Annotated in this window: 17 protein-coding genes and 2 riboswitches; of the genes, 9 read left to right on the forward strand and 8 right to left on the reverse strand. The window is 67.0% G+C overall.

The features are described 5' to 3' along the window. Window positions 1–11 precede the first annotated feature (11 nt). Entirely contained in the window at window positions 12–1,265 is a 1,254-nt protein-coding gene (locus AC07PT_RS12615; RefSeq protein WP_494656852.1) for a branched-chain amino acid ABC transporter substrate-binding protein, read from the reverse strand. Between the two features lie 55 nt (window positions 1,266–1,320). Next, window positions 1,321–2,949, reverse strand: coding sequence for a long-chain-fatty-acid--CoA ligase (locus tag AC07PT_RS12620; protein ID WP_494656853.1), 1,629 nt, complete (start codon window positions 2,947–2,949; stop codon window positions 1,321–1,323). Between the two features lie 201 nt (window positions 2,950–3,150). Continuing rightward, window positions 3,151–3,253: riboswitch (glycine riboswitch) on the forward strand. Window position 3,254: 1 nt separating this feature from the next. Further along, window positions 3,255–3,383: riboswitch (glycine riboswitch) on the forward strand. Window positions 3,384–3,440: 57 nt separating this feature from the next. On the opposite strand from AC07PT_RS12620, the gene AC07PT_RS12625 reads away from it, so the two are divergent. Next, window positions 3,441–4,712: a D-amino acid dehydrogenase gene (locus tag AC07PT_RS12625; RefSeq protein WP_494656854.1), complete on the forward strand. Its 1,272-nt coding sequence runs from the start codon at window positions 3,441–3,443 to the stop codon at window positions 4,710–4,712. 36 nt (window positions 4,713–4,748) lie between these two features. Here AC07PT_RS12625 and AC07PT_RS12630 read toward each other — a convergent pair whose 3' ends face one another. Then, window positions 4,749–5,177, reverse strand: a complete 429-nt coding sequence (locus AC07PT_RS12630; RefSeq protein ID WP_492348378.1) for an acyl-CoA thioesterase — start codon at window positions 5,175–5,177, stop codon at window positions 4,749–4,751. Between the two features lie 253 nt (window positions 5,178–5,430). Here AC07PT_RS12630 and AC07PT_RS12635 point away from each other — a divergent pair, with 253 nt between their 5' ends. Then, window positions 5,431–5,961, forward strand: a complete 531-nt coding sequence (locus AC07PT_RS12635; RefSeq protein ID WP_494656855.1) for a chemotaxis protein CheW — start codon at window positions 5,431–5,433, stop codon at window positions 5,959–5,961. A gap of 11 nt (window positions 5,962–5,972) precedes the next feature. Here the strand turns inward: AC07PT_RS12635 and AC07PT_RS12640 are convergent, their stop codons facing one another. Beyond that, window positions 5,973–7,709: an FAD-dependent oxidoreductase gene (locus AC07PT_RS12640; RefSeq protein ID WP_494656856.1), complete on the reverse strand. Its 1,737-nt coding sequence runs from the start codon at window positions 7,707–7,709 to the stop codon at window positions 5,973–5,975. A gap of 52 nt (window positions 7,710–7,761) precedes the next feature. Then, window positions 7,762–8,568 (reverse strand): shikimate dehydrogenase family protein, encoded by an 807-nt coding sequence (locus AC07PT_RS12645; protein ID WP_494656857.1) that lies wholly within the window; start codon window positions 8,566–8,568, stop codon window positions 7,762–7,764. Between the two features lie 191 nt (window positions 8,569–8,759). On the opposite strand from AC07PT_RS12645, the gene AC07PT_RS12650 reads away from it, so the two are divergent. The 5 genes from AC07PT_RS12650 to AC07PT_RS12670 all read left to right on the forward strand — a co-directional run bounded on the left by AC07PT_RS12650 (window position 8,760) and on the right by AC07PT_RS12670 (window position 13,687). Further along, window positions 8,760–9,587, forward strand: a complete 828-nt coding sequence (locus AC07PT_RS12650; RefSeq protein WP_492348382.1) for an IclR family transcriptional regulator — start codon at window positions 8,760–8,762, stop codon at window positions 9,585–9,587. 18 nt (window positions 9,588–9,605) lie between these two features. Further along, on the forward strand, window positions 9,606–11,327 hold the full coding sequence (locus AC07PT_RS12655; RefSeq protein ID WP_494656858.1) for an FAD-dependent oxidoreductase: 1,722 nt from the start codon (window positions 9,606–9,608) through the stop codon (window positions 11,325–11,327). A 53-nt stretch (window positions 11,328–11,380) separates the two neighbouring features. Beyond that, window positions 11,381–12,007: an NIPSNAP family protein gene (locus tag AC07PT_RS12660; RefSeq protein ID WP_494656859.1), complete on the forward strand. Its 627-nt coding sequence runs from the start codon at window positions 11,381–11,383 to the stop codon at window positions 12,005–12,007. 10 nt (window positions 12,008–12,017) lie between these two features. Further along, complete coding sequence (locus AC07PT_RS12665; RefSeq protein WP_494656860.1) at window positions 12,018–12,821, forward strand: sugar phosphate isomerase/epimerase family protein; 804 nt, start codon at window positions 12,018–12,020, stop codon at window positions 12,819–12,821. Window positions 12,822–12,931: 110 nt separating this feature from the next. Then, window positions 12,932–13,687 carry an IclR family transcriptional regulator domain-containing protein gene (locus tag AC07PT_RS12670; protein WP_492348386.1) on the forward strand — a complete coding sequence of 252 codons (756 nt, stop codon included), beginning with the start codon at window positions 12,932–12,934 and terminating at the stop codon, window positions 13,685–13,687. A gap of 271 nt (window positions 13,688–13,958) precedes the next feature. On the opposite strand, the gene AC07PT_RS12675 is transcribed toward AC07PT_RS12670, so the two are convergent. From AC07PT_RS12675 to AC07PT_RS12685, 3 genes are all read right to left on the reverse strand, one after another. Continuing rightward, on the reverse strand, window positions 13,959–14,846 hold the full coding sequence (locus tag AC07PT_RS12675; RefSeq protein WP_494656861.1) for a sugar phosphate isomerase/epimerase family protein: 888 nt from the start codon (window positions 14,844–14,846) through the stop codon (window positions 13,959–13,961). An 11-nt stretch (window positions 14,847–14,857) separates the two neighbouring features. Further along, complete coding sequence (locus AC07PT_RS12680) at window positions 14,858–15,742, reverse strand: 4-hydroxyphenylpyruvate dioxygenase (RefSeq protein ID WP_494656862.1); 885 nt, start codon at window positions 15,740–15,742, stop codon at window positions 14,858–14,860. Between the two features lie 196 nt (window positions 15,743–15,938). Further along, window positions 15,939–16,709, reverse strand: a complete 771-nt coding sequence (locus AC07PT_RS12685) for an IclR family transcriptional regulator domain-containing protein (RefSeq protein ID WP_492348389.1) — start codon at window positions 16,707–16,709, stop codon at window positions 15,939–15,941. 229 nt (window positions 16,710–16,938) lie between these two features. On the opposite strand from AC07PT_RS12685, the gene AC07PT_RS12690 reads away from it, so the two are divergent. Next, window positions 16,939–18,330 (forward strand): MFS transporter, encoded by a 1,392-nt coding sequence (locus AC07PT_RS12690; RefSeq protein WP_492348390.1) that lies wholly within the window; start codon window positions 16,939–16,941, stop codon window positions 18,328–18,330. 123 nt (window positions 18,331–18,453) lie between these two features. Next, on the forward strand, window positions 18,454–19,515 hold the full coding sequence (locus AC07PT_RS12695) for a Gfo/Idh/MocA family protein (protein ID WP_494656863.1): 1,062 nt from the start codon (window positions 18,454–18,456) through the stop codon (window positions 19,513–19,515). Window positions 19,516–19,547: the final 32 nt, after the last annotated feature.

Here is a 19,547-nt window from a genome sequence, read left to right on the forward strand (position 1 = left end):
CGCGCCGGCGCTCAACTGGGCCGCTTCATCTGGCAGGAGGTCGGCTGGGCACTGATGTACGAATCCCAGGCCACCTCGGAGCGGAAGCCGTAGCCGGTGTTCTCGGCGTCGTACTTCACGCCCTTGCTGCCTTGCTTGGCCCAGATGCCCAGGTACAGCGGGGCCTCCAGCTGGTGATCGGTCTTGCGCATCTTCACCTCGCCCATGGGGCTCTTGTAGCTCATGCCTTCGAGCGCCAGGGCCACCTTCTTGGCGTCGGTGGAGCTGGCCTTGCGCATGGCCTCGCGCAGCATGTTCATGCTGTTCCAGTGCGCGGCAAAGATGAATTCGTCGTTGTACTTCTTCTTGTAGTCGACGTAGATCTTCTCCAGCTCGGGCGTGGGCGCGTTGTGCACCCAGTTCCACACCACGCCTACCTTGCCTTCACCCCAGTTGCCCAACTGGGCCGGGGTGCCCGGGTTGTTGGCGTTCAGGGTGAAGTAGTTGATGTTGAGCCCGTAGTCGCGTGACGACTTGAACAGCAGGGTCAGGTCGCTGCCCCAGTTCGAGGTGATCACCGTGTCGGCCCCGCTGGAGGCGATCTTGGCCACGTACGAGGCAAAGTCGCGCGTCTGGGCGATCGGAATGAAGTCGTCGCCCACGATCTGGATGTCCGGCCGCTTGCGCGCCAGGTACTCCCGGGCTGCCTTGGACACCTGGCGGCCATGGGTGTAGTCCTGGTTCAGCAGGTACACCTTCTTGATATCCTTGCGGCCCTGCAGGTAGGTGGTCAGCGCCTCGATCTTCATCTCACTCGAGGGGTAGAAGCGGAAATGCCAGAAGCTGCATTTGTCGTTGGTCAGCAGCGGGTCCATGGCGGCGTAGTTCAGGTACACCGTGGCGCGCTCAGGCTCGCGCTCGGCCAGCTTGTTGAGCGCATCGACCAGGGCCAGTGCCACCCCTGAGCCACCGCCCTGGGTGATGTAGCGGATGCCCCGGTCGGTGGCCGCCTTGAGCACGTTCAGGCTTTCCTGGGGCGAGCCCTTGTTGTCGAAGTCGACCACCTCGAACTTGGGGTCGTTCGGGCCGGCCTTGGCATTGAGTTGCTGTACCACCTCACGCAACTGCTTGAGCGAGCTTTGCCCGGTCAGCGCAAAGGGCCCCGAGAGCAGGTCGATGAAGCCGATGCGCACGGTCTCGGCGGCGCCGGCGTGGGCCGCAGCGGCCAGCAGGGCGGTGGCCAGCCAGGTGCGGCGGCGCAGGCTTGAGGGTTTGAACAGGGTCATGAAGTCTCCAGGCGCGCCTAGGCGCTTTTTGTTGTGGGAAGCCGTGGCCGGTGGGTCACTGGCCTTCGAACACGCCGCCGTGCTGGTGGCGCAACTCGTTTTTCTGCACCTTGCCCGTGCCGCCCAGGGGCAGGCTGTCGACGAACAGCACCTCGTCGGGCAGCCACCACTTGGCCACCCGCTCCGTCAGAAAATCGAGCACCTGCTGCTTGCTCAGATCCTGCCCGGGCTTGCGCACGATGAACATCAGTGGGCGCTCATCCCAGCGCGGGTGCTTCACGCCGATCACCGCAGCCATGGCCACGGCGGGGTGGGCCACCGCAGCGTTTTCGAGATCGATCGAGCTGATCCATTCACCGCCGGACTTGATCACGTCCTTGGTGCGGTCGCGGATCTGCATCACGCCCTGGGCGTCGATGGTGGCGATGTCACCGGTGGGGAACCAGCCGTCAACGAGGGCCTCGCGCTCGGCCTTGTGATAACGCTCCACGATCCACTGGCCGCGCACCATCAGCTCGCCTTGCGACACCCCGTCACGCGGCAGGTTGTGGCCGTTTTCGTCGACCACCTTGATCTCGATGCCGAACACCGATTTGCCCTGCTTGCCCACCAGCGCGTGGCGTTCTTCGGCCGGGCGGGCCATCTCGTCGGGGCCCAGGTGGCTCATGGTGGCGATGGCCGTGGTCTCCGTCATGCCCCAGCCGTGGCGCACGTCCACGCCATACACGTCATTGAACTTGGCGATCAGGGCCTTGGGCATGGCCGAGCCACCGACGCCAGTGCGGCGCATGGTGCTGAAGCGCAGCTGGTGCTGCTCCACGTGATGGATCAGACCCATCCAGATGGTGGGCACGCCGGCACTGACGGTGACACGTTCGGACTCCATCAGCTCGTACAGGCTGGCCGGGTCCAGACGAGGGCCGGGCAAGACCAGCTTGGCGCCCGAGATCAGGGCCGCATAGGGCAGGCACCAGGCATTGATGTGAAACATCGGCACCACGGGCAGCAGGGTCTCCTGCGCCCACAGGCTCAGCACGCCGGGCAGGCAGGCCGACAACGCGCTCAGGCACAGGGCGCGGTGAGAGTACAGCACCCCCTTGGGGTGGCCGGTGGTGCCCGAGGTGTAGCACAGGGCGGCGCCGGTCTTTTCATCCAGCTCCGGCCACTCAAAGCGGTCGTCCTGGGCCTGGATCAGGCTGTCCACCGCCAGCACGGCCGGGCCGGCCTCCAGTGAGGGCAGGGCCGCCTCGTCGCACAGGGCCACCCAGTGGCGCACGCGGGGGCAATGCGTTGCCACGGCCTGCACCAGGGGGGCGAAGCTGGTGTCGAAGAGCACCACCTCATCGTCGGCGTGGTTGATGATGTAGGCCAGTTGCTCGGGGTGCAGGCGCGGGTTGCAGGTGTGCATCACCATGCCGCTGCCTGAGACGGCGTAGTAGGCCTCCAGGTGGCGGTGGTTGTTCCAGGCGATCGAGCCCACGGTGCTGCCCGTCTTCAGGCCCAGTGCCTGCAAGGCCTTGGCCAGTTGTCGGGCGCGCCGGGCCAGGTCGGTGAAGGTGCAGCGGTGCAGGCTGCCATCGGTCTCGCGCGAGACGATCTGCTGAGTGCCGAACTGGGCGGTGCCGTGTTCCAGGATGGCCGAAACCAGCAGGGGGCGGTCCATCATGCGGCCGGGCTGTTGCATTGTCTGTGTCTCCTTGGGGCTGTTTTGAGGGTTCGGGGCTGTCGGCCCTTGAAAATGTGTCCGGATGTTCGCAAACGCATTCGCTCACCCTTGTCGTGTCGGCGACTGGTGGGTTTTGGCATGGGGGTAAAAACTTTTTGTTTCCAAGTGGCCCGGGTTCTTCTACACTGCGCCCGGTTGTCGGTTGAAAACCTCCGACACCAAGTGAACCCGGGAGAGACTGCCCCGCCTTCGATGGCTGGTGCGCAGCGCCGAAGGAGCAACCGCCCCGGAAACTCTCAGGCAAAAGGACCGGGTTCACACGCGACAGATACTCTGAAGAGCTGCCGGAAATCGTTTTCGTCGTCCGGCGCACCGAAGGAGCAAGCCCGCACCGCCCCCCTGTCAGGGCGGCGGCCGGGTGAATCTCTCAGGTCCAGAACAGAGGGGGCGCCTGCCACGCAATGTCGCGTGCAGGCCCCAACCTCATGACGAGTTCTGGAGCTTTTCCCATGAAAACCATCGCAGTCATTGGCGGCGGCATCACCGGTGTCACCACCGCCTACGCATTGGCCCGCCGCGGCCTGTCGGTCACCCTGTTCGAGAAGAACCGCTACGCCGCCATGGAGACTTCGTTTGCCAACGGCGGCCAGCTGTCGGCCTCCAACGCCGAGGTCTGGAACCATCCCTCCACCCTGCTCAAGGGCCTGAAGTGGATGCTGCGCAACGATGCCCCGCTGCTCGTCAACCCCAAACCCAGCTGGCACAAAATCTCGTGGTTCGCTGAGTTCATGGCCCACCTGCCGCATTACGAGCGCAATACCATCGAGACGGCCCGCCTGGCGGTGGCGGCGCGCGAGCATCTGTTTGGCTGGGCCCAGGAAGAGGCCATCGACTTCGACCTCAAGAAGCAGGGCATCCTGCACATCTACCGCGACAAGGCCGGCTTTGACCATGCGGGCCGGGTGTCCGAATTGCTGGCGCGCGGCGGCCTGCCGCGCCGTGCCGTGACCCCCGCCGAGATGAAAGCCATCGAGCCCACGCTGGCCGGCCAGTACTTTGGCGGTTACTACACCGAGAGCGATTCCACCGGTGACATCCACAAGTTCACCAATGGCCTGGCCCGTGCGGCTGAACGCCGCGGGGTGCGCACCCTGTTCGGGCAGGATGTTCAGGGCGTGAAGGCACATGGTGGCGGCATCCAGATCACGGCAGCCGATGATTCGGGCGTGATGCAGCACCGCTTTGACGGGGTCGTGGTCTGCGCGGGCACCGCCAGCCGCCAGATCGCCGCCAGCCTGGGAGACCGCATCAACATCTATCCGGTCAAGGGCTACTCCATCACCGTCAACCTGCGCGATGAAACCAGCCAGCGTGCCGCTCCCCAGGTCAGTCTGCTCGACGACGCCACCAAGCTGGTCACCAGCCGCCTTGGGGTGGACCGATTCCGCGTGGCGGGCACAGCCGAATTCAACGGCTTCAACAAAGACATCCGGGCCGACCGCATCCAACCCCTGATCGACTGGGTGCAGCAGTGCTTCCCGGGTGTCAGCACCCAGAGCGTGGTGCCTTGGGCCGGGCTGCGACCGATGATGCCGAACATGCTGCCGCGCGTGGGCCGGGGCCGGGCTCCCGGGGTGTTCTACAACACCGGTCACGGTCACCTGGGCTGGACGCTGAGCGCCGTCACCGCGGACATGATCGGGGATGTGGTGGCCGAGGCCTTGTTGCCGCAGCCGATGGTGATGGTCGCCCCCTCGGGCAGGGCGCTGTCACAGGCCTGAAGACGCTACCGCATCGAATGCGGACCGGCCTTCAGCTCAGCGGCACAACGCCAGGATGTCGGCTGGCACCGGCACTGCCTTGATGCGTTCAGGGCCTTCGGGGCTTTCGGGCAGGCGCACGCAGAAGGCGCGCACCTCACGGCCCTCGCACAGCACGTCGTCGCCCCGCATCACGACATGGCGGTGCACAAAGGTCTTGTCGCGCCATTCCTCGACACTGGTGTGGATCTGCAGCGTTTCGCCATAGGTGGCGGGGCGCATGAACTTGGTGTTGATCTCCAGCAGCGGCGTGCCGATGATGCCGGTGGTCTTGACCAGTTCACGCCAAGGCGGGACGCCGCAGCTCACGAAAAAGTTCAGCGACGAGGCATCCATCCATTTCGAAAAGTTCGGAAAGAACACGATGCCCGCAGGATCGCAGTCGCCGAACATCACCTTCACTTCATAGACCACGGTCTTGGTCATGGGGTCTCCATTGATTTCATTGATTTGTTTGGCAGGGCGATGGTGCTTCAGTCGCCGCTCGCCACGGCCCCGATTGTGGCCTGTGAGCGGCTGGATGGCCGTTGTCCCGGCGCGACCCCTCGCTTTCTGCGGGGCAGGGGAGGCGCGCTGCGGGTGTGTTTTCTATTGATTTTTTCATTTGTTTTGCTTATCATTTAAATCAATTTAAGCAAATATGGCGACTTGGCAACAAGCTTGCCTTCTGGAGTCAATCATGGAGCGCTCGATTTCAATGCCTTCTACCAGCCGTGCCGGCCGACCCACTGAGGCCGCAACCCAGGTGCGTGAGTACCTGGCCTTCCAGGTTGGCAAAGAGCTGTACGGCGTTGACATCCTGCGTGTGCAGGAGATTCGCGGCTTTGAGATGCCGACCCGCATCGCGGGTGCCACCGAGGTGGTGCGCGGCGTGTTGAACCTGCGTGGCGTGATCGTCCCCATCCTGGATTTGCGTCACAGCATGGGCCTGCCGGCCGACATCGGGGTGGCTACCGTGACCATCGTGATGAACCTCAAGCAGCGCACCGTGGGCTTTGTGGTGGATGGCGTGACCGATGTGGTGGGCCTGGCCCTGGCTCAAATCCAGCCCGCCCCTGAGCTGGCCGATGGGGGGCGCGGTACGTTCATCCAGGGCCTGGGTGAGTTGAGCGTGGAGGGCCGTCAACAGATGCTGATCCTGCTCGACGCTGATCAGTTGCTGGGCCAGTTGGGCGACAGCGAGCAGGCCTTGCTCGCGGTGCCCATGTAAGGTTTCAACCCTCAGAGCGCAGATCTGGCGCGCGCCCAGGCGTGCTGCGCTGCCAGGTAGGCAAACACCAGGCCAGGTCCGATGGTGATGCCCGGGGCGGTGTACACCCCCCCCATGATCGAGTTCATGTCGTTGCCCACCGCGTACAGGCCGGGCAGTGCCTGGTCGTGCTCATCGAGCAATCGGGCCTGCGCGTCGGTCACCAGGCCGGTGCTGGCGCCGATGTCCCCGGGGTACAGGCGGATGGCGTAGAACGGCGCCTCGCTCAGCGGCCCCAGGTTGGGGTTGCGATGGCCCGCCGCCGCATCGCCGATGTTCTGCTGGTAGGCGGTTTCTCCGCGGTGAAAGTCGGGGTCCACGCCGGTCTCGGCGTAGCGGTTGATTTGTGCCACCGTGTGTTGCAGCGCCTGCGCCGGCACCTTCAATTGGGCGGCCAGTTCGGCCAGCGTCTGGCCGCGCAGCAGGTAGCCCTCGGCCAGGAAAGGCGCCAGCCCCTTGCCGCCCGGGCGCACCATGCCCAGACCGTATTGGCGCAGGGCCTTGGCGTCGCACACCAGATAGGCCGGGATGGCGGGGGCGTGTGGGGCGGCCTTTTGCATGGCCAAGCCAAACAGGTGGTACGAGGTGCTTTCATTGACAAAGCGCTCACCGGCCTGGTTGACGGTCACCATGCCGGGCTTGGCCCGGTCCATCACGAAGTGCGGAAACACGGCCTGGCTGCCGTCGGGCCGGCGGCGCAGCGACACCGGGGCCCAGAAGGCCGGGCTCAGGCCGTTTTGGCCGTGCCGGGCACCCAGGCTCTGGGCCAGGCTCTGGGCCTGGCCGGTGTGGCCGGGCGCGGCCGGGCACCAGGCGTCGTCCGCCCCGGGCAGCAGTTTCTGGCGCCACTCGGGGTGGCGGTTGAAGCCCCCGCTGGCCAGCACCACACCACCGCGCACCCGCACGTTCAGGCGCTGGCCCTGGTGCTCCAGTGTCAGTTCGCGCAGGCCCTGCTGGTCGGGGCCGATGGCAGCCACGCTGGTGTTCAGTGCCAGGCTGACCGAGTCATGCTGCGCCAGCGAATACAGCAGGCGCGCGATCAGGGCATTGCCCATCACCAGTCGGGTGCCACGCGGGTGGCTGAGGCGGTCCAGGCCGTGCCGCGCCAGGATCTTGATCGAGTGCTTGAGCGAAGCCCACGAGCGGGTCATGCCCAGCAGGTGGTTGATGTCGTTGCGGTCCACCATCATGCCGCCCAGCACCGTGAACTCGGGGATGGGTGGGCGCAGCAACTTCAGCAGCGGGCCCAGGCGGCGGCCATCAAAAGGCAGGGGTTCCAGCGCCCGGCCGCACAGCGTCGAGCCGCCCAGGTCCGAGATGTAGTCGGGGTGCTTGGCGTAGGCGCGGTAGCGCACTTCGGAGTGCGCCTCGATCTGCTCGACCGCGGCCCGTCCATGGGCCAGAAAAGCCTCACGCAGGGCGCGCGGCGCGTTGTCGCCGATGGCGTTGTCGAGGTAGCGCGCCGCCTCGTTGAGGCTGTCTTGCGGGTTCACCGCGGCGCCCTGGCGCGTGCCCGGCACCCAGGTGGTGGCCGCCGACAGGGCCGTTGTACCCCCCACGTACCCGGTCTTCTCCACCACCAACACCCGCGCCCCCTCGATGACCGCAAACAGCGCCGCCGACAGCCCGGCCCCCCCTGCACCCACCACCACCACATCAAAAGTCTGGCCCGCTGTGAGGCCGCTCAGGTCTTTGTCCAACAACTGCATTTCAGTGATCCAAGAGAAAACGGTGGGGCCGAAGGCGGCTCAGGGAGCGGCCTTAAGCGGGGGACAGAAAATCCACCATGAGGTCCTTCACCCGCGCGAACATGTCCGCGCCAGTCATGGTCGTGCAGCCCAGGCTGCGCGCATGGGCGATCAGTGGGGTCACGGCCGGCTGGGTGATCACGCAGCCGACAAACATCTGGCCCTGCAGGCGGTTGGCGTCCAAGGGGTAAGGGTCACCGTTCTTCATGCCCACGGGCGTGGCGTTGAGCACGATGTCAAAGCCGCTCGGGTCGGCGCTGCCGTCTTGCACCGGGCAGCGGCCCAGGCCGGCCAGGCGGCTCACCAGGGTCTGGCGGCGGGTGTTGTCCTCGTCATGGATGGCCAGTTCGCTGACACCCGCCAGCACCAGCGCGTGGGCGATCGCCGAGCCGGCGCCGCCGGCGCCCACCAGCAAGGCTTTTTTTCCCGCCGGGTGGCAGCCGCGGTCCTGCATGGCGCTGACAAAACCCAGGCCGTCGAACATGTCGCCATACCAGCTGCCATCGGGCAGGCGGCGCATCACGTTGACCGTGTGCAAAAAGGCCGAGCGCTCGGAATGGGCGCTGCACAGATCGAAGCAGGCGAACTTGTGCGGCACGGTGACGATGATGCCGTCCACATTGCGGGCCAGCGACACGCCACGCGTCCACGCCGCCAGCTCGGCCGGCGGCACATGGGCCGGCACCACCAGGGCGTGCTGGCCACGCGCCTGCAAGGCCAGGCTGACCCCGGCGGGGGATTTGACCTGGGCAATCGGGTCGCCCACGATGTAGTGGACTCGGGTGGCGCCGTCGAGCGAAAGGCTCAGCTTGTCTGTCATGGTGTGAGGGTGATGACTGGTGAAAAGAAGCCAGATCGTATTTGAAAGTGGAATTCAATTCAACTATTGAATTTAATTCCAATTTATGGATATGATTGGGCCATGCTGTCACGCAACGCCCCGTCACTCATCCCCACCGCTGGCTGTGGCTCGGGTACGCTCGGGCTCCTTCCCGCATGGAGTGTTGAGCAATGAGTGGCGTATTGGAAAGAACCCTGGGCATTCTTGAACTGCTGGCCCAGCATGGCGACGGGCTGGAACTGGCCGTCATCGCCGACCGCCTGGACATCCCGCGCAGCGCGGTGCACCGCCTGCTGACCGATCTGGTGCGCTGTGGCTATGTGCGCCAGTTGCGCGACCATGGTGACTACATGCTCACCACCAAGCTGGTGGCCATGGGCCTGTCCTTTCTCAGCAGCACGGGCATCGTCGACATCGCCCAGCCCCTGCTGGACCGACTGGCCGAGATTTCGGGGGAACTGGTGCGCCTGGCCGTGGTCGACGGTCACCGCCTCACCTGGGTGGCCCGTGCCCAGGGGGCACGCCAAGGCCTGCGCTATGACCCCGACATGGGCAGCGATGCCTTGCTGGCCTGTTCGTCTTCGGGCCTGGCCTGGCTGTCGGGCCTGAGCGACGACGAAGCCCTGGCCCTGCTGGCCCAGCAAGGGCTGGGTGAACCCGGCAAATACGGCCCCAATGCCCCCACCAGCCTGCAGGCCGTGATGGCCGAGGTGCAGGCCACGCGCCAGCGCGGCTACAGCCTGACCTGTGAAACCTACACCGCCGGCCTCAATGCGATGGCCGCCCCGATCCGCCTGCATGGCCAGCCACCGCTGGGCACGCTCAGCATCGCAGGCCCGACCGTGCGCTTCACCCCCGAGCGCATGCAGGCCCTGGGCGATGAGCTGCAGGCCTGCGCTGCTCAACTGGCGGCTGCCAGCGGCAGCTCGCCTTTCTTCAGCAAACCTGCCCAGGGCGTGCGCGCCGCGGCAGGTGCCAAACCCATTTACGCGGCCTGAGGGCCCCACCACGCCTGCATGAACCCCGCCAGCTCCTCTTCCAACGCCGATGTCGATTTGCTGGTGGTGGGTTCAGGGGCCGGAGGGCTGGCCACCGCCGTGGCTGCGGCGCACCTGGGCCTGAAAGTGCTGGTGCTGGAGAAAGACCCCCAGTACGGTGGCACCACCGCCTGGTCGGGCGGCTGGATGTGGATCCCGCGCAACCCGCTGGCGCGCGCCGCCGGCATCGACGAAGACCCGGCCCTGCCCGAGGCCTACCTGCGCCACGAGTTGGGCGAACAGTTTGATGCCCCGCGCGTGAGCGCCTTCCTGAACCAGGGGCCGCGCATGGTCGAGTTCTTCCGGCGCCAGACCGCGCTGCAGTTCATCGATGGCAACGGCATACCCGACTTCCATGGCCTCAGTCCGGCGGCCGCGCTGGGCGGGCGCTCGGTTTGTGCAGCCCCTTTTGATGCCCGCCGCCTGGGCCGCCACATCGACCGCCTCAAGCCTCCGCTGGCCGAGACCACGCTCTGGGGCATGGGCATTGCCTCGGGGGCTGAGCTGCGGCATTTTCTGAATGCACTGCGCAGCCCGCGCTCGTTCTGGCATGTGACCGGGTTGGTGTTGCGCTACTGGCGCGATGGCCTGCTGCATGGGCGCAGCATGCGACTGGTCAATGGCAATGCCCTGGTGGGCGCGCTGGCGGCCTCGGCCATCGAGGCCGGCGTGACGATCCGGGTCGACACCCCGGTCAGGCGCCTGCTGATCGAGGGCGGGCGCGTGGCTGGGGTGCAGACCGCTGGCCCCGACGGCAACCAAACCCTGCGCGCCCGCTGTGGCGTGGTGCTGGCCTGTGGTGGCTTTCCACACGACGAGGCGCGCAAGCGCGAATTGCTGCCGCATGCCCCCAGCGGACGCGAGCACTGGTCGGCCGCCTCGCGTGGCAACACGGGCGATGGTTTGCGCCTGGGTGAATCGGCCGGCGCCGTGGTGGCGCGTGACCTGCGCAGTGCCGCGGCACTGGCCCCGGTGTCCCTGGTGCCACGCGCCGATGGCTCGGTGGCGCATTTTCCGCACCTCATCGAACGGGCCAAGCCCGGCCTGATCGCGGTCACGGCGGCGGGCCGGCGCTTTGTCAACGAGGCCGACTCGTACCACGACTTCATGAGTGCGCTGCTGGCCGCCACGCCAGCAGGCCAAACGGTGCAAGCCTGGCTCGTGTGTGACCACCGCTTCATCCGTCGCTACGGTCTGGGGGCGGTCAAGCCCGCGCCCATGCCGTTGGGCCCCTGGCTGCGTCGCAGCTACCTGCTGCGCGGTCACACCCTGGCCGAACTGGCCCGGGCCTGCGGCATCGATCCGGCGGGCTTGCAGGCCACGGTGCAGCACTACAACGCCGCCGCACTACAAGGGCGCGACACCGACTTTGCCAAGGGCGAGAGCCCCTATAACCGCATCCAGGGTGATGCGGCTGCCGGCACCGCCAACCCCTGCATGGCGCCGCTGCAGCACGGCCCGTTCTACGCGGTGCGGGTGCTGCCCGGCAGCCTGGGCACGTTCGCCGGCCTGCGTGCCAACGCCCATGCCCAGGCGCTCGATGCCCAGGGTCTGCCCATTCCCGGCCTGTACGCCGCTGGCAATGACATGAACAGCCTCATGGGCGGTTGCTACCCCAGTGGCGGCATCACCCTGGGGCCGGCCATGACCTTCGGTTTCATCGCGGCCCACCATGCGGCGGGCGTGGCCCTGCCGACCTGAGGGCGCGCAGCCCGCGGGCGTTTTTCCTTGATTCACACTCCACTGGTCTGTCCATGTACTACGAACTCGCTACCCTGACTCTTCCCTTCGGCACCGCCGGCCAGGCGGCCACCCAGGTGCAGGCGTTTGCCAACGCGCCTGAAGCGCAGGGCGAACTGCTGGCCTGCTGGACCACCGACATCGGTGAACTCAACCGCATGATCGTGCTGCGCGGCTTTGCCGATCTGACCACGCTCGAAGCCGAGCGCCAGCGCACGCAAAACAGCGCCAGCCCCTTCGGCTGCGGTGATCTGTACCAGAGCCTGAGCCTGGAGAGCTTTCGCGGCTTCCCCTGGATGAAGCCAGTGCGCCCCAGCGCCGAGTCGGGCATCGTGGGGCCGGTGTATGAGATTCGCACCTATGGCATCAAGCCCGGTGGCGTGCAGCCCACCATCGACCTGTGGGCGCAGCATGTGCCCGCGCGCGAGGCCCTGTCGCCCTGCGTGGTGGCCATGGTGGCGCTCGACGGTCCACTGCGCTTCACCAACATCTGGGCCTACCCCACGCTGGATGCCCGCAGCCAGGCCCGCGCCGATGCGGTGGCCCAGGGCATCTGGCCGCCCAAGGGGGGCCCGGCGCACCTGAGCACGCAGATGCTCTCGACCATCGCCCTGCCCACGGCGGTGTCGCCCTTGAAATGAGGTCAACACCATGCGGACCTACTCTCTGGCCTACCTGACGGCGGGCTCACTCACCCCGGCCGCCATGCTGCGGCTGGCCGCGGAGCTGGGCTATGCCCACGTGGGCCTGCGCCTGTTGCCCAACGGCCCCGGCGGGCCCTTCCAGACCTGGCTGGACGATCCTCAGCAGCAGCGCGAGACGCTGGCGGCCCAACGCGACACCGGCGTGGGCGTGTTCGATCTGGAGATCATCCGCATCGGTGAGGGCTTTGATGCCCTGACTTACCGCCCCTTGCTTGAAGCGGGGGCGGCGCTGAAGGCCAAGGCCTTGCTGGTGGCTGGCGACGACACGAACGAGGCGCGGCTGGTCGAGGGCTATGCCCGCCTGTGCGAGCTGGCGGCGCCCTATGGTTTGAGTTGCGATCTGGAGTTCATGCCCTGGACCGCGGTGCCCGATGCCCGCGCCGCGCTGCGCGTGGTGCAGGCCGCCGGCACCCCCCAGGCGGCGGGCATTCTGGTCGACGCGATCCATGTGGGGCGCTCCGGCACCACGCTGGACGACCTGCGCGCCCTGCCACGCGAGCTGCTGCATTACGCCCAGATCTGCGACGCCCCTGGCGGGCCCGATCTCACGGTGCCCCAGATGATCCACACGGCCCGTTGCGAGCGCCAGCTACCCGGCGAAGGCGTGATCGACCTGGCCGGCATGTTTGCCGCCCTGCCGGCCGAGCTGCCCATCAGTGTCGAGGTGCCGCACCAGGTGCGGGTGGCGCGCCTGGGCCAGACCGCCTGGGCGCGTGCGGCTTTGGCGGCCAGCCGTTCTGCATTGGAGTGACGGTTCCTGGTGGGGGGGGTGCGCGACATGCGCGCAATTTGGGCGCCAGCCGGGTGTTTTGAGGGATATCACCAAGGGCCAGGCCCGAGACGCCCGGCACAGAATCGGTGATGGAAGTTGCGCGCAAGAACATCATCGACGGCCTGGGCAAGGGGCTGCGGGTCATTGAGGCCTTTGACGACGAGCATGCCCGGCTCACGGCTTCTGAAACCGCCATCCGGGCCGACATTTCGCGCACGGCGGCGCGGCGCTACCTGCTGAGCCTGGTGCATTTCGGCTATGCCGCGACCGATGGCAAGCGCTTCTGGCTGTCACCCCGGGTGCTGATGCTGGGGCAGAGCTACCTCAGCGCGGCGCGCCTGCCCCGGCTGGTGCTGCCCTTCATCCAGCGGCTGGCGGCCGAGTGCGGCGAGAACTTCAATTTCAGTGTGCTCGACGGGCACGAGGTGGTTTACCTGGCGCGCAGCCAGAGCAACCGCATGGTGACGATCGGGTTTCCGGTCGGGGCCCGCGTGCCGGCCCACGTGGTCACGCCGGGGCCGGCCATCCTGTCGGCCTGGGAGCCGGCCGCCATGGAGGCCTGGGTGGCCGAGCACGAGTTCAGCACCTTCACCGCCAACACGCCCACCCATGCCGAGGTGTTCCGCCGCGATGTGGACGCCGCGCGCGAGCTGGGCTACTGGGTGGCCGAGCAGCAGCTCAGCTCGGGCTTGCGCGGCTTTGCCGTGCCGATCAAGACGCGGCGCGGTGAATGCGTGGGCGCGGTGGGCGCCACCATGACCATGCACCAGAGCCGCGAGGCCATGGTGGCGCGTCTGCTGCCGCGGGTCACCGACGTGGCGATGCAGTTGCAACAAGTGTTGTGACCCCCCCTGAGTCGCCTTCGGCGCCTACGTGCGGCCGCGAGACGCGGACGCTCTTCACCCTGTCCAGCCCTGCGCAGGCAGGCCTGGAGCCGCAGGGTTCAGCCCCCAAGGGGCGACACCCGCGGCCTGGCAAAGCCAGCTCCGCGGTGTCTGCTGGCATGGCTTGCTCCGCAGCCTTCTGAACGTTAAGACCGCGGTGCTATCGGGCGTCGTGGGCCCGTACGAGCGCTTCGGATTCCTGGGTCTGATCCGACGGCGGGCGCGCAGCGCTTCAGCGCGCACCCGTGGTGGTTCGGGTCCAGTGGGGTAGGGGGGCGGCGCGGTGCAGCACGTCGTCGTTGAGCCAACTGGCGCTTTGGCGGGCCTGGGCGGCCACGTGTTGGGCGGGGAGTTGGGCGTAGTCGTCGTTGCTCACGTCCAGGCTGTAGTCGCCGGTGTAGCCCAGGCGGGCCAGGCGCAGCACCAGGTTGGCCAGTTGCTCGCTGTGGGCGCCCTGGCCGGGGAACACGCGCAGGCTGCGGGCCGAGGGGTCGGGGGCGGCGGGCTCGGGCAGCGCACCGATGACATCGGACAGCTGTACCTGGAAGATGCGCTCGGGCTCCAGTTCGATCAGGTCGTCCAGCGAGTCGCTGTTGGCAAACATGTGGAAGGCGTCCAGGCACAGGCCCAGGTTGCTGCAGTTGGCATCGCTCACCACATCCCAGGCATCCAGGAAGCCACGCACGCTCTGGCCCCAGGACAGGGCTTTGTAGGCCACCTGCAGCCCCAGTGGCACGGCCAGCATGGCCAGCTTGTGCAGGTCGGCGGCGAGTCGGGCCAGGTCGGTGCTGGCCTGGGGCAGGGTACTGGCGCTGACCAGCAGCCGCGGGGCCCCCACCTGGGCGCAGGTCTGCAGCATGCCCTTGGCCACTTCGACCTTGTACTGGTGCAGCGGCCCGCTCAGGCCTTCAAAGTCGTGCAGGGTCTGCAGGCCGGCCGGGCGCAGGCCGCTGGCCCGCAGGGCGGCCACGGCCCCGGCCACGCCACCGGGGTGGCTGACCACGTCGCGGGCGTCCAGCATCACCTTGGCAAAGCCGGCCTGGCGGATGGCCGTCAGCCGGGCCTCCAGCGGGCCGGCCAGGGTGCGGCTGTCCAGGCTGTAGCTTTCAAACATCGTCATGGCGGCCTCTGTCACTCGCTTGTACGGTGCACCAGCTCGAAAGACACCGAGCCCAGTTCGCGCCGGGTCAGCGCGCCGCGGTCTTCGGGGTGCAGGCTGCTGGTTTCGATGAATTCGACCCCTCGGCTTTTCAGCAGGGTCACGGCCTGGCCCACATCGGGGGTGCCCAGGCCGATGCGTTCAAGGTTCTCGGGGGCGCGGTCGCTTTCCATCCAGGGGTCGGGTTCGATCAACTGCCACATGAACTGGCCGCAGGGGCTCTTCAGAACCTTGCCCTTGGGCAGGATGCCGTAGCGCTCGTCTTCGGGCACGGTGCTGAAGTCGAACATGGTCTCGTAATAGCGGATCCAGTCCTCGCTGCGACCCGGGTCCACGTATTGCACCAGGCCAAAGTAGTCCAGGCCGGCCAGGGCCGGCGGGTGCTGGTCCACACCCGGGATGGGCTTGAAGTCGATGTCATAGATCGAGAACTCGGTCCATCGGTCCACCAGGTAGATGCGACTGCCGCCGGGCCCGTGGATGGCGGGGATGTGCAGCTCCATCGCCTGGGCATGGCTGGGCACCGGCCAGGCCCCCAGTTCCACGCAGCGGGTGTGGGCCCGCAAGGCATCCTTGACGCGGAAGGCCACCGCCGAAATGACGGGCTTTTCGTCCAGCAGGGCGCTGACGCGGGCGTCCTCGCTGTGGGCATTGACGATCAGGTTCATGCTGCCCTGGCGGTACAGCATGACCTCACGCGAGCGGTGGCGCGCGATCGGCTTGAAGCCCATGGTCTCCAGCACATGGCCCAGGGCCTGGGGGCGTGTGGTGGCGTATTCGATGAATTCGATGCCGTTCAGCCCGAGGCGATTGGGCATGTCGGGCACGGCTTCGCGGTCGGTGCCAAGTGGGGTCATTCGGTCCTCTTCGGTTCGCAACAGCCCGTCCAGGGGCCTGATACGGCCGTTGGCAGGGCGATGAGGCGAGTATGCCGCCAATGCTGCCAAGGACTGCGACGAAAGTCGGGCCTGGCGCCCAGATCCATCGGCTGGCGCGCGAACTGCGCGATAGTCGCCCAGAATTTTCCGGGCGAGAGGCTTGTCGAGCGCCGACTCAGACCAGGCCGCGCAAGATTTCGGCAATCTCCTTGAGTCCAGGCAGCAGCTTGTGCAACGACGTGTCCGCGGGGTAGGCCTCGCGCTGGAAGGTCAGGCTCAGGGCCCCCACACTGCTGCCTTTGCGGTTGACCAGGGGCACCGACAGGCCGCAGATGCCCAGATTGATGAACTGGTCGGTGGCGGCATAACCCTGCTGGCGGGCCAGCGTCACCGAGGCTTCGAAGGTCTGCTGCGAGGTGATGGTGTTGGCCGTGAAGCGGCTGAAATCGTGTTCTTGCAGCCAATGCGCCAGCGCCGGGGGCTCCAGGCTGCTGAGCAGCACCGGTCCGGGCGACACACAGTGCGCGGGGATGCGGGCCCCGGTGTGAAAGCCGATCGACAGCACGCGCGGCGAGTTGCTGCGGGCCAGGTACACCACGTCGTGGCCGTCCAGCACGCTGAGGTTGCCGGTCTCGCCGGTCTGCATCGACAGGCGCTGCAGAAAAGGCATCACCAGCCGGGGCAGGCGGGCGGACTCGAGGTAGGTCTGCCCGATGCGCAGCACCCGCGGGCGCAGCCAGTAGTGCTTGCCGTCGGTGTCGGCGTAGCCAAAGTGGACCAGGCTCAGCAGGTAGCGGCGTGCGGCGGTTCGGGTCAGGCCGGCCAGTTCACCCGCCTCGGTGGCGGTCAGGCGTGGGTGTTCGTCCGAGAACGATTCCAGCACGCGCAGGCCTTTTCCCAGGCCTTCGATCAGGTGCTGGCGGTCGATGGCGGGGGGCTGACTCATCAGGGTGACCTCGGGTGAAACCCCTATTGTGATTCATTGGCGCACAGCAGCGTTCGATCATCGCACGCGTTATGGGGGTAGGCACTGGCATTTCAAAGCCTCGCCACCTACATTCGCCTCCACCCCGAAGCGGCTTGCCGGCCGCCTCGATGTGTCCGGGGCGCAGCCGTGTGAGCACGCTGTGCCTCTGGACGGCATTCGACAACACAACCGACGATTGGAGACATCCATGTCTGATCAAAAAGCCGCTGCGCACGGCTTGCAACAAACCAAGAAAGCGACCGCCAGCGGCTGGATCGGCTCGGTGCTGGAGTATTACGACTTCTTCATCTACGCCACCGCCGCTTCGCTGATCTTCCCGCAGATCTTTTTCCCCTCGGGCAACCCGACCGTGGCCATCGTGGCGTCGCTGGCCACCTATGGCGTGGGCTACGTGGCGCGTCCGATCGGTGCCTTCTTTCTGGGCCATTGGGGCGACACCCATGGCCGCAAGCAGGTGCTGGTGCTGTGCATGTTCCTGATGGGCCTGTCGACCATGGCCGTGGGTCTGCTGCCCACTTACGACCAGGTCGGCCTGTGGGCCCCGGCACTGCTGGTGCTGATGCGCCTGGTGCAAGGTTTTGCCGTGGCCGGTGAGATCTCGGGCGCCAGCTCGATGATCCTGGAGCACGCCCCCATGGGGCGTCGTGGCTACTACGCCAGCTTCACCCTGCAAGGCGTGCAGGCCGGCCAGATCCTGGCGGCGGCCATCTTCCTGCCCCTGGCCTATTACCTGCCCAGCGAGCAATTCAACAGCTGGGGCTGGCGAGTGCCTTTCCTGCTGAGCTTTGTGGTGATCATCGTGGGCTACTACATCCGTCGCGAAGTCGAGGAAACCCCGGTGTTTGCCGAAGAGTCCAAGCAAGGTGTCGTGCCCCGTGCCCCGGTGGTGCAGGCCTTTGCCGAAAGTGGCCCCAACATGCTGCGCGTGGTCTGCATGGCCCTGATGAATGTGATCCCCGTGGTCACCACCGTGTTCGGTGCCGCCTACGCGGTGCAGCCGGGCTATGGCGTCGGCTTTGACAAGAGCGTGTACCTGTGGATTCCGGTGCTGGGCAACATCGTGGCGGTGCTGGTGATCCCCTTTGTCGGCAACCTGTCCGACCGCATCGGCCGTCGCCCGCCGATCATCGTGGGCGCCATCGGTGCCGGTCTGCTGTCCTTTGTGTACCTGTATGCCATCAGCACCAAGAACGTGCCCCTGGCCGTGGTGATGTCGCTGCTGATGTGGGGCGTGGTGTACCAAGGCTACAACGCCGTGTTCCCCAGCTTCTACCCCGAGCTGTTCCCAGCCCGCACCCGGGTCACGGCCATGGCCATTTCGCAGAACGTGGGCACCATGATCACGGCCCTGCTGCCGGCCCTGTTTGCTGCCGTTGCCCCGCCCGGCGCCGCCGACATCCCGACCACCGTGGGCGCCATCGCCCTGGGCATCACCGTGATCGCCTCGCTGGCGGCCTGGTCGGCCCGCGAAACCTACCGCTTGCAGACCAAGGACCTGGGCAAGCCCGACGCAAGCCCGGTGTCCACCGCGGACTACGACAAGGCCCGCGCACAGGCCCTGGCCACGGCCAAGCGCTGATGTCCGCCACACCCCCTGCCACGGCAGGGGGCGCTGGCCCCAGGGCCCGCCCAGGGCGGGCCTTTTTTCATGGATCCCGGCTGCCGGCTTCTGGCCCGGCGGCCCTTTCACCGGAGCCCCGCCATGACCCACCCCCTCTCCTCTGAACCGTCAACCCTGCGCCTGGGCATCCTGGGCTGCGCCCACATTGCCCGCCAGTTTGTGCGCGACACCGCCTCCTGCGCGGCCGTGCAGGTGGTGGCGGTGGCCAGCCGCCGGCTGGAGACGGCGGTGGCCTTTGCCGGGGCACTCGGCATCGCTCGGGCCCATGGCAGCTACGAGGCCCTGCTGGCCGACGGCACGGTGGATGCCATCTACCTGCCCCTGCCCAACAGCCTGCATGCCGAATGGGCTGTTCGCGCCGCTGAGGCTGGCAAGCACGTGCTGTGCGAGAAGCCCCTGTCATTGGGCGTGGCCCAGGCGCGCCGCATGTTCGATGCAGCCGAACGGCACGGCGTGCAACTGCTGGAGGCCTACCCCTATGCCTTTCAGCCGCAGAACCAGGCCCTGTTGGGCTTGTTGAGCCAGGGGGGGCTGGGCGAGGTGCGCAGCGTGCAGGCCTGCTTTGGCTTCACTGTGGCCCAGGGCACGGGCAACATCCGCCTGCAGCCCGAGCTGGGCGGCGGCGCACTGCTGGACGCCGGCAGCTACGCCCTCAGCCTGATCCGCTCGGTGATGGGCTGTGCGCCCCAGCGCGTGCGGGCCGATGCCAGTTGGAGCGACAGCGGCGTCGACATCAGCACCAGCGCCACCCTGTACTACGCCGATGGCCGCCGCGCTCAGCTCTCCTGTGCCATGGACACGGCCAACCACCGCCGCGCCACCGTGATGGGCAGTTTGGGCACGCTTGAGACCGAATACCTCAACCACACCGCTGAGGCCCCGGGCGACAACCCCTGGGGCTACCTGCCCAGCCAGTTGCGCCTGCGCCGCGGCGTGGCCAACAGCCTGCCGTTTGAAGAGATTTCTTGTCCCACAGGCAGCGGCTTTCGCTTTGCCGCCGAAACCTTTGCCCAGGCGCTGGCCCATGGCGACCGGGCGCTGTTCGAGCGTGCGCGGCAAAGCAGCCTGGACAACATGGCCACGCTCGAAGCGCTGGCCCTGAGTGCGCGCGAAGAACGCACCGTGGCACTTGAAGGCCTCTGAGCCTAGCCCTGATCTCGATCCCCTTCGAACCC

Source organism: Curvibacter sp. GW821-FHT09D12 (genome assembly GCF_059416245.1).

Excerpts from the sequence above, each read along its gene's own strand:
- AC07PT_RS12615 (WP_494656852.1), bottom strand. The coding sequence starts at position 1,265 with ATGACCCTGTTCAAACCCTCAAGCCTGCGCCGCCGCACCTGGCTGGCC.
- AC07PT_RS12620 (WP_494656853.1), bottom strand. The coding sequence starts at position 2,949 with ATGCAACAGCCCGGCCGCATGATGGACCGCCCCCTGCTGGTTTCGGCC.
- AC07PT_RS12625 (WP_494656854.1), top strand. The coding sequence starts at position 3,441 with ATGAAAACCATCGCAGTCATTGGCGGCGGCATCACCGGTGTCACCACC.
- AC07PT_RS12630 (WP_492348378.1), bottom strand. The coding sequence starts at position 5,177 with ATGACCAAGACCGTGGTCTATGAAGTGAAGGTGATGTTCGGCGACTGC.
- AC07PT_RS12635 (WP_494656855.1), top strand. The coding sequence starts at position 5,431 with ATGGAGCGCTCGATTTCAATGCCTTCTACCAGCCGTGCCGGCCGACCC.
- AC07PT_RS12640 (WP_494656856.1), bottom strand. The coding sequence starts at position 7,709 with ATGCAGTTGTTGGACAAAGACCTGAGCGGCCTCACAGCGGGCCAGACT.
- AC07PT_RS12645 (WP_494656857.1), bottom strand. The coding sequence starts at position 8,568 with ATGACAGACAAGCTGAGCCTTTCGCTCGACGGCGCCACCCGAGTCCAC.
- AC07PT_RS12650 (WP_492348382.1), top strand. The coding sequence starts at position 8,760 with ATGAGTGGCGTATTGGAAAGAACCCTGGGCATTCTTGAACTGCTGGCC.
- AC07PT_RS12655 (WP_494656858.1), top strand. The coding sequence starts at position 9,606 with ATGAACCCCGCCAGCTCCTCTTCCAACGCCGATGTCGATTTGCTGGTG.
- AC07PT_RS12660 (WP_494656859.1), top strand. The coding sequence starts at position 11,381 with ATGTACTACGAACTCGCTACCCTGACTCTTCCCTTCGGCACCGCCGGC.
- AC07PT_RS12665 (WP_494656860.1), top strand. The coding sequence starts at position 12,018 with ATGCGGACCTACTCTCTGGCCTACCTGACGGCGGGCTCACTCACCCCG.
- AC07PT_RS12670 (WP_492348386.1), top strand. The coding sequence starts at position 12,932 with ATGGAAGTTGCGCGCAAGAACATCATCGACGGCCTGGGCAAGGGGCTG.
- AC07PT_RS12675 (WP_494656861.1), bottom strand. The coding sequence starts at position 14,846 with ATGACGATGTTTGAAAGCTACAGCCTGGACAGCCGCACCCTGGCCGGC.
- AC07PT_RS12680 (WP_494656862.1), bottom strand. The coding sequence starts at position 15,742 with ATGACCCCACTTGGCACCGACCGCGAAGCCGTGCCCGACATGCCCAAT.
- AC07PT_RS12685 (WP_492348389.1), bottom strand. The coding sequence starts at position 16,709 with ATGAGTCAGCCCCCCGCCATCGACCGCCAGCACCTGATCGAAGGCCTG.
- AC07PT_RS12690 (WP_492348390.1), top strand. The coding sequence starts at position 16,939 with ATGTCTGATCAAAAAGCCGCTGCGCACGGCTTGCAACAAACCAAGAAA.
- AC07PT_RS12695 (WP_494656863.1), top strand. The coding sequence starts at position 18,454 with ATGACCCACCCCCTCTCCTCTGAACCGTCAACCCTGCGCCTGGGCATC.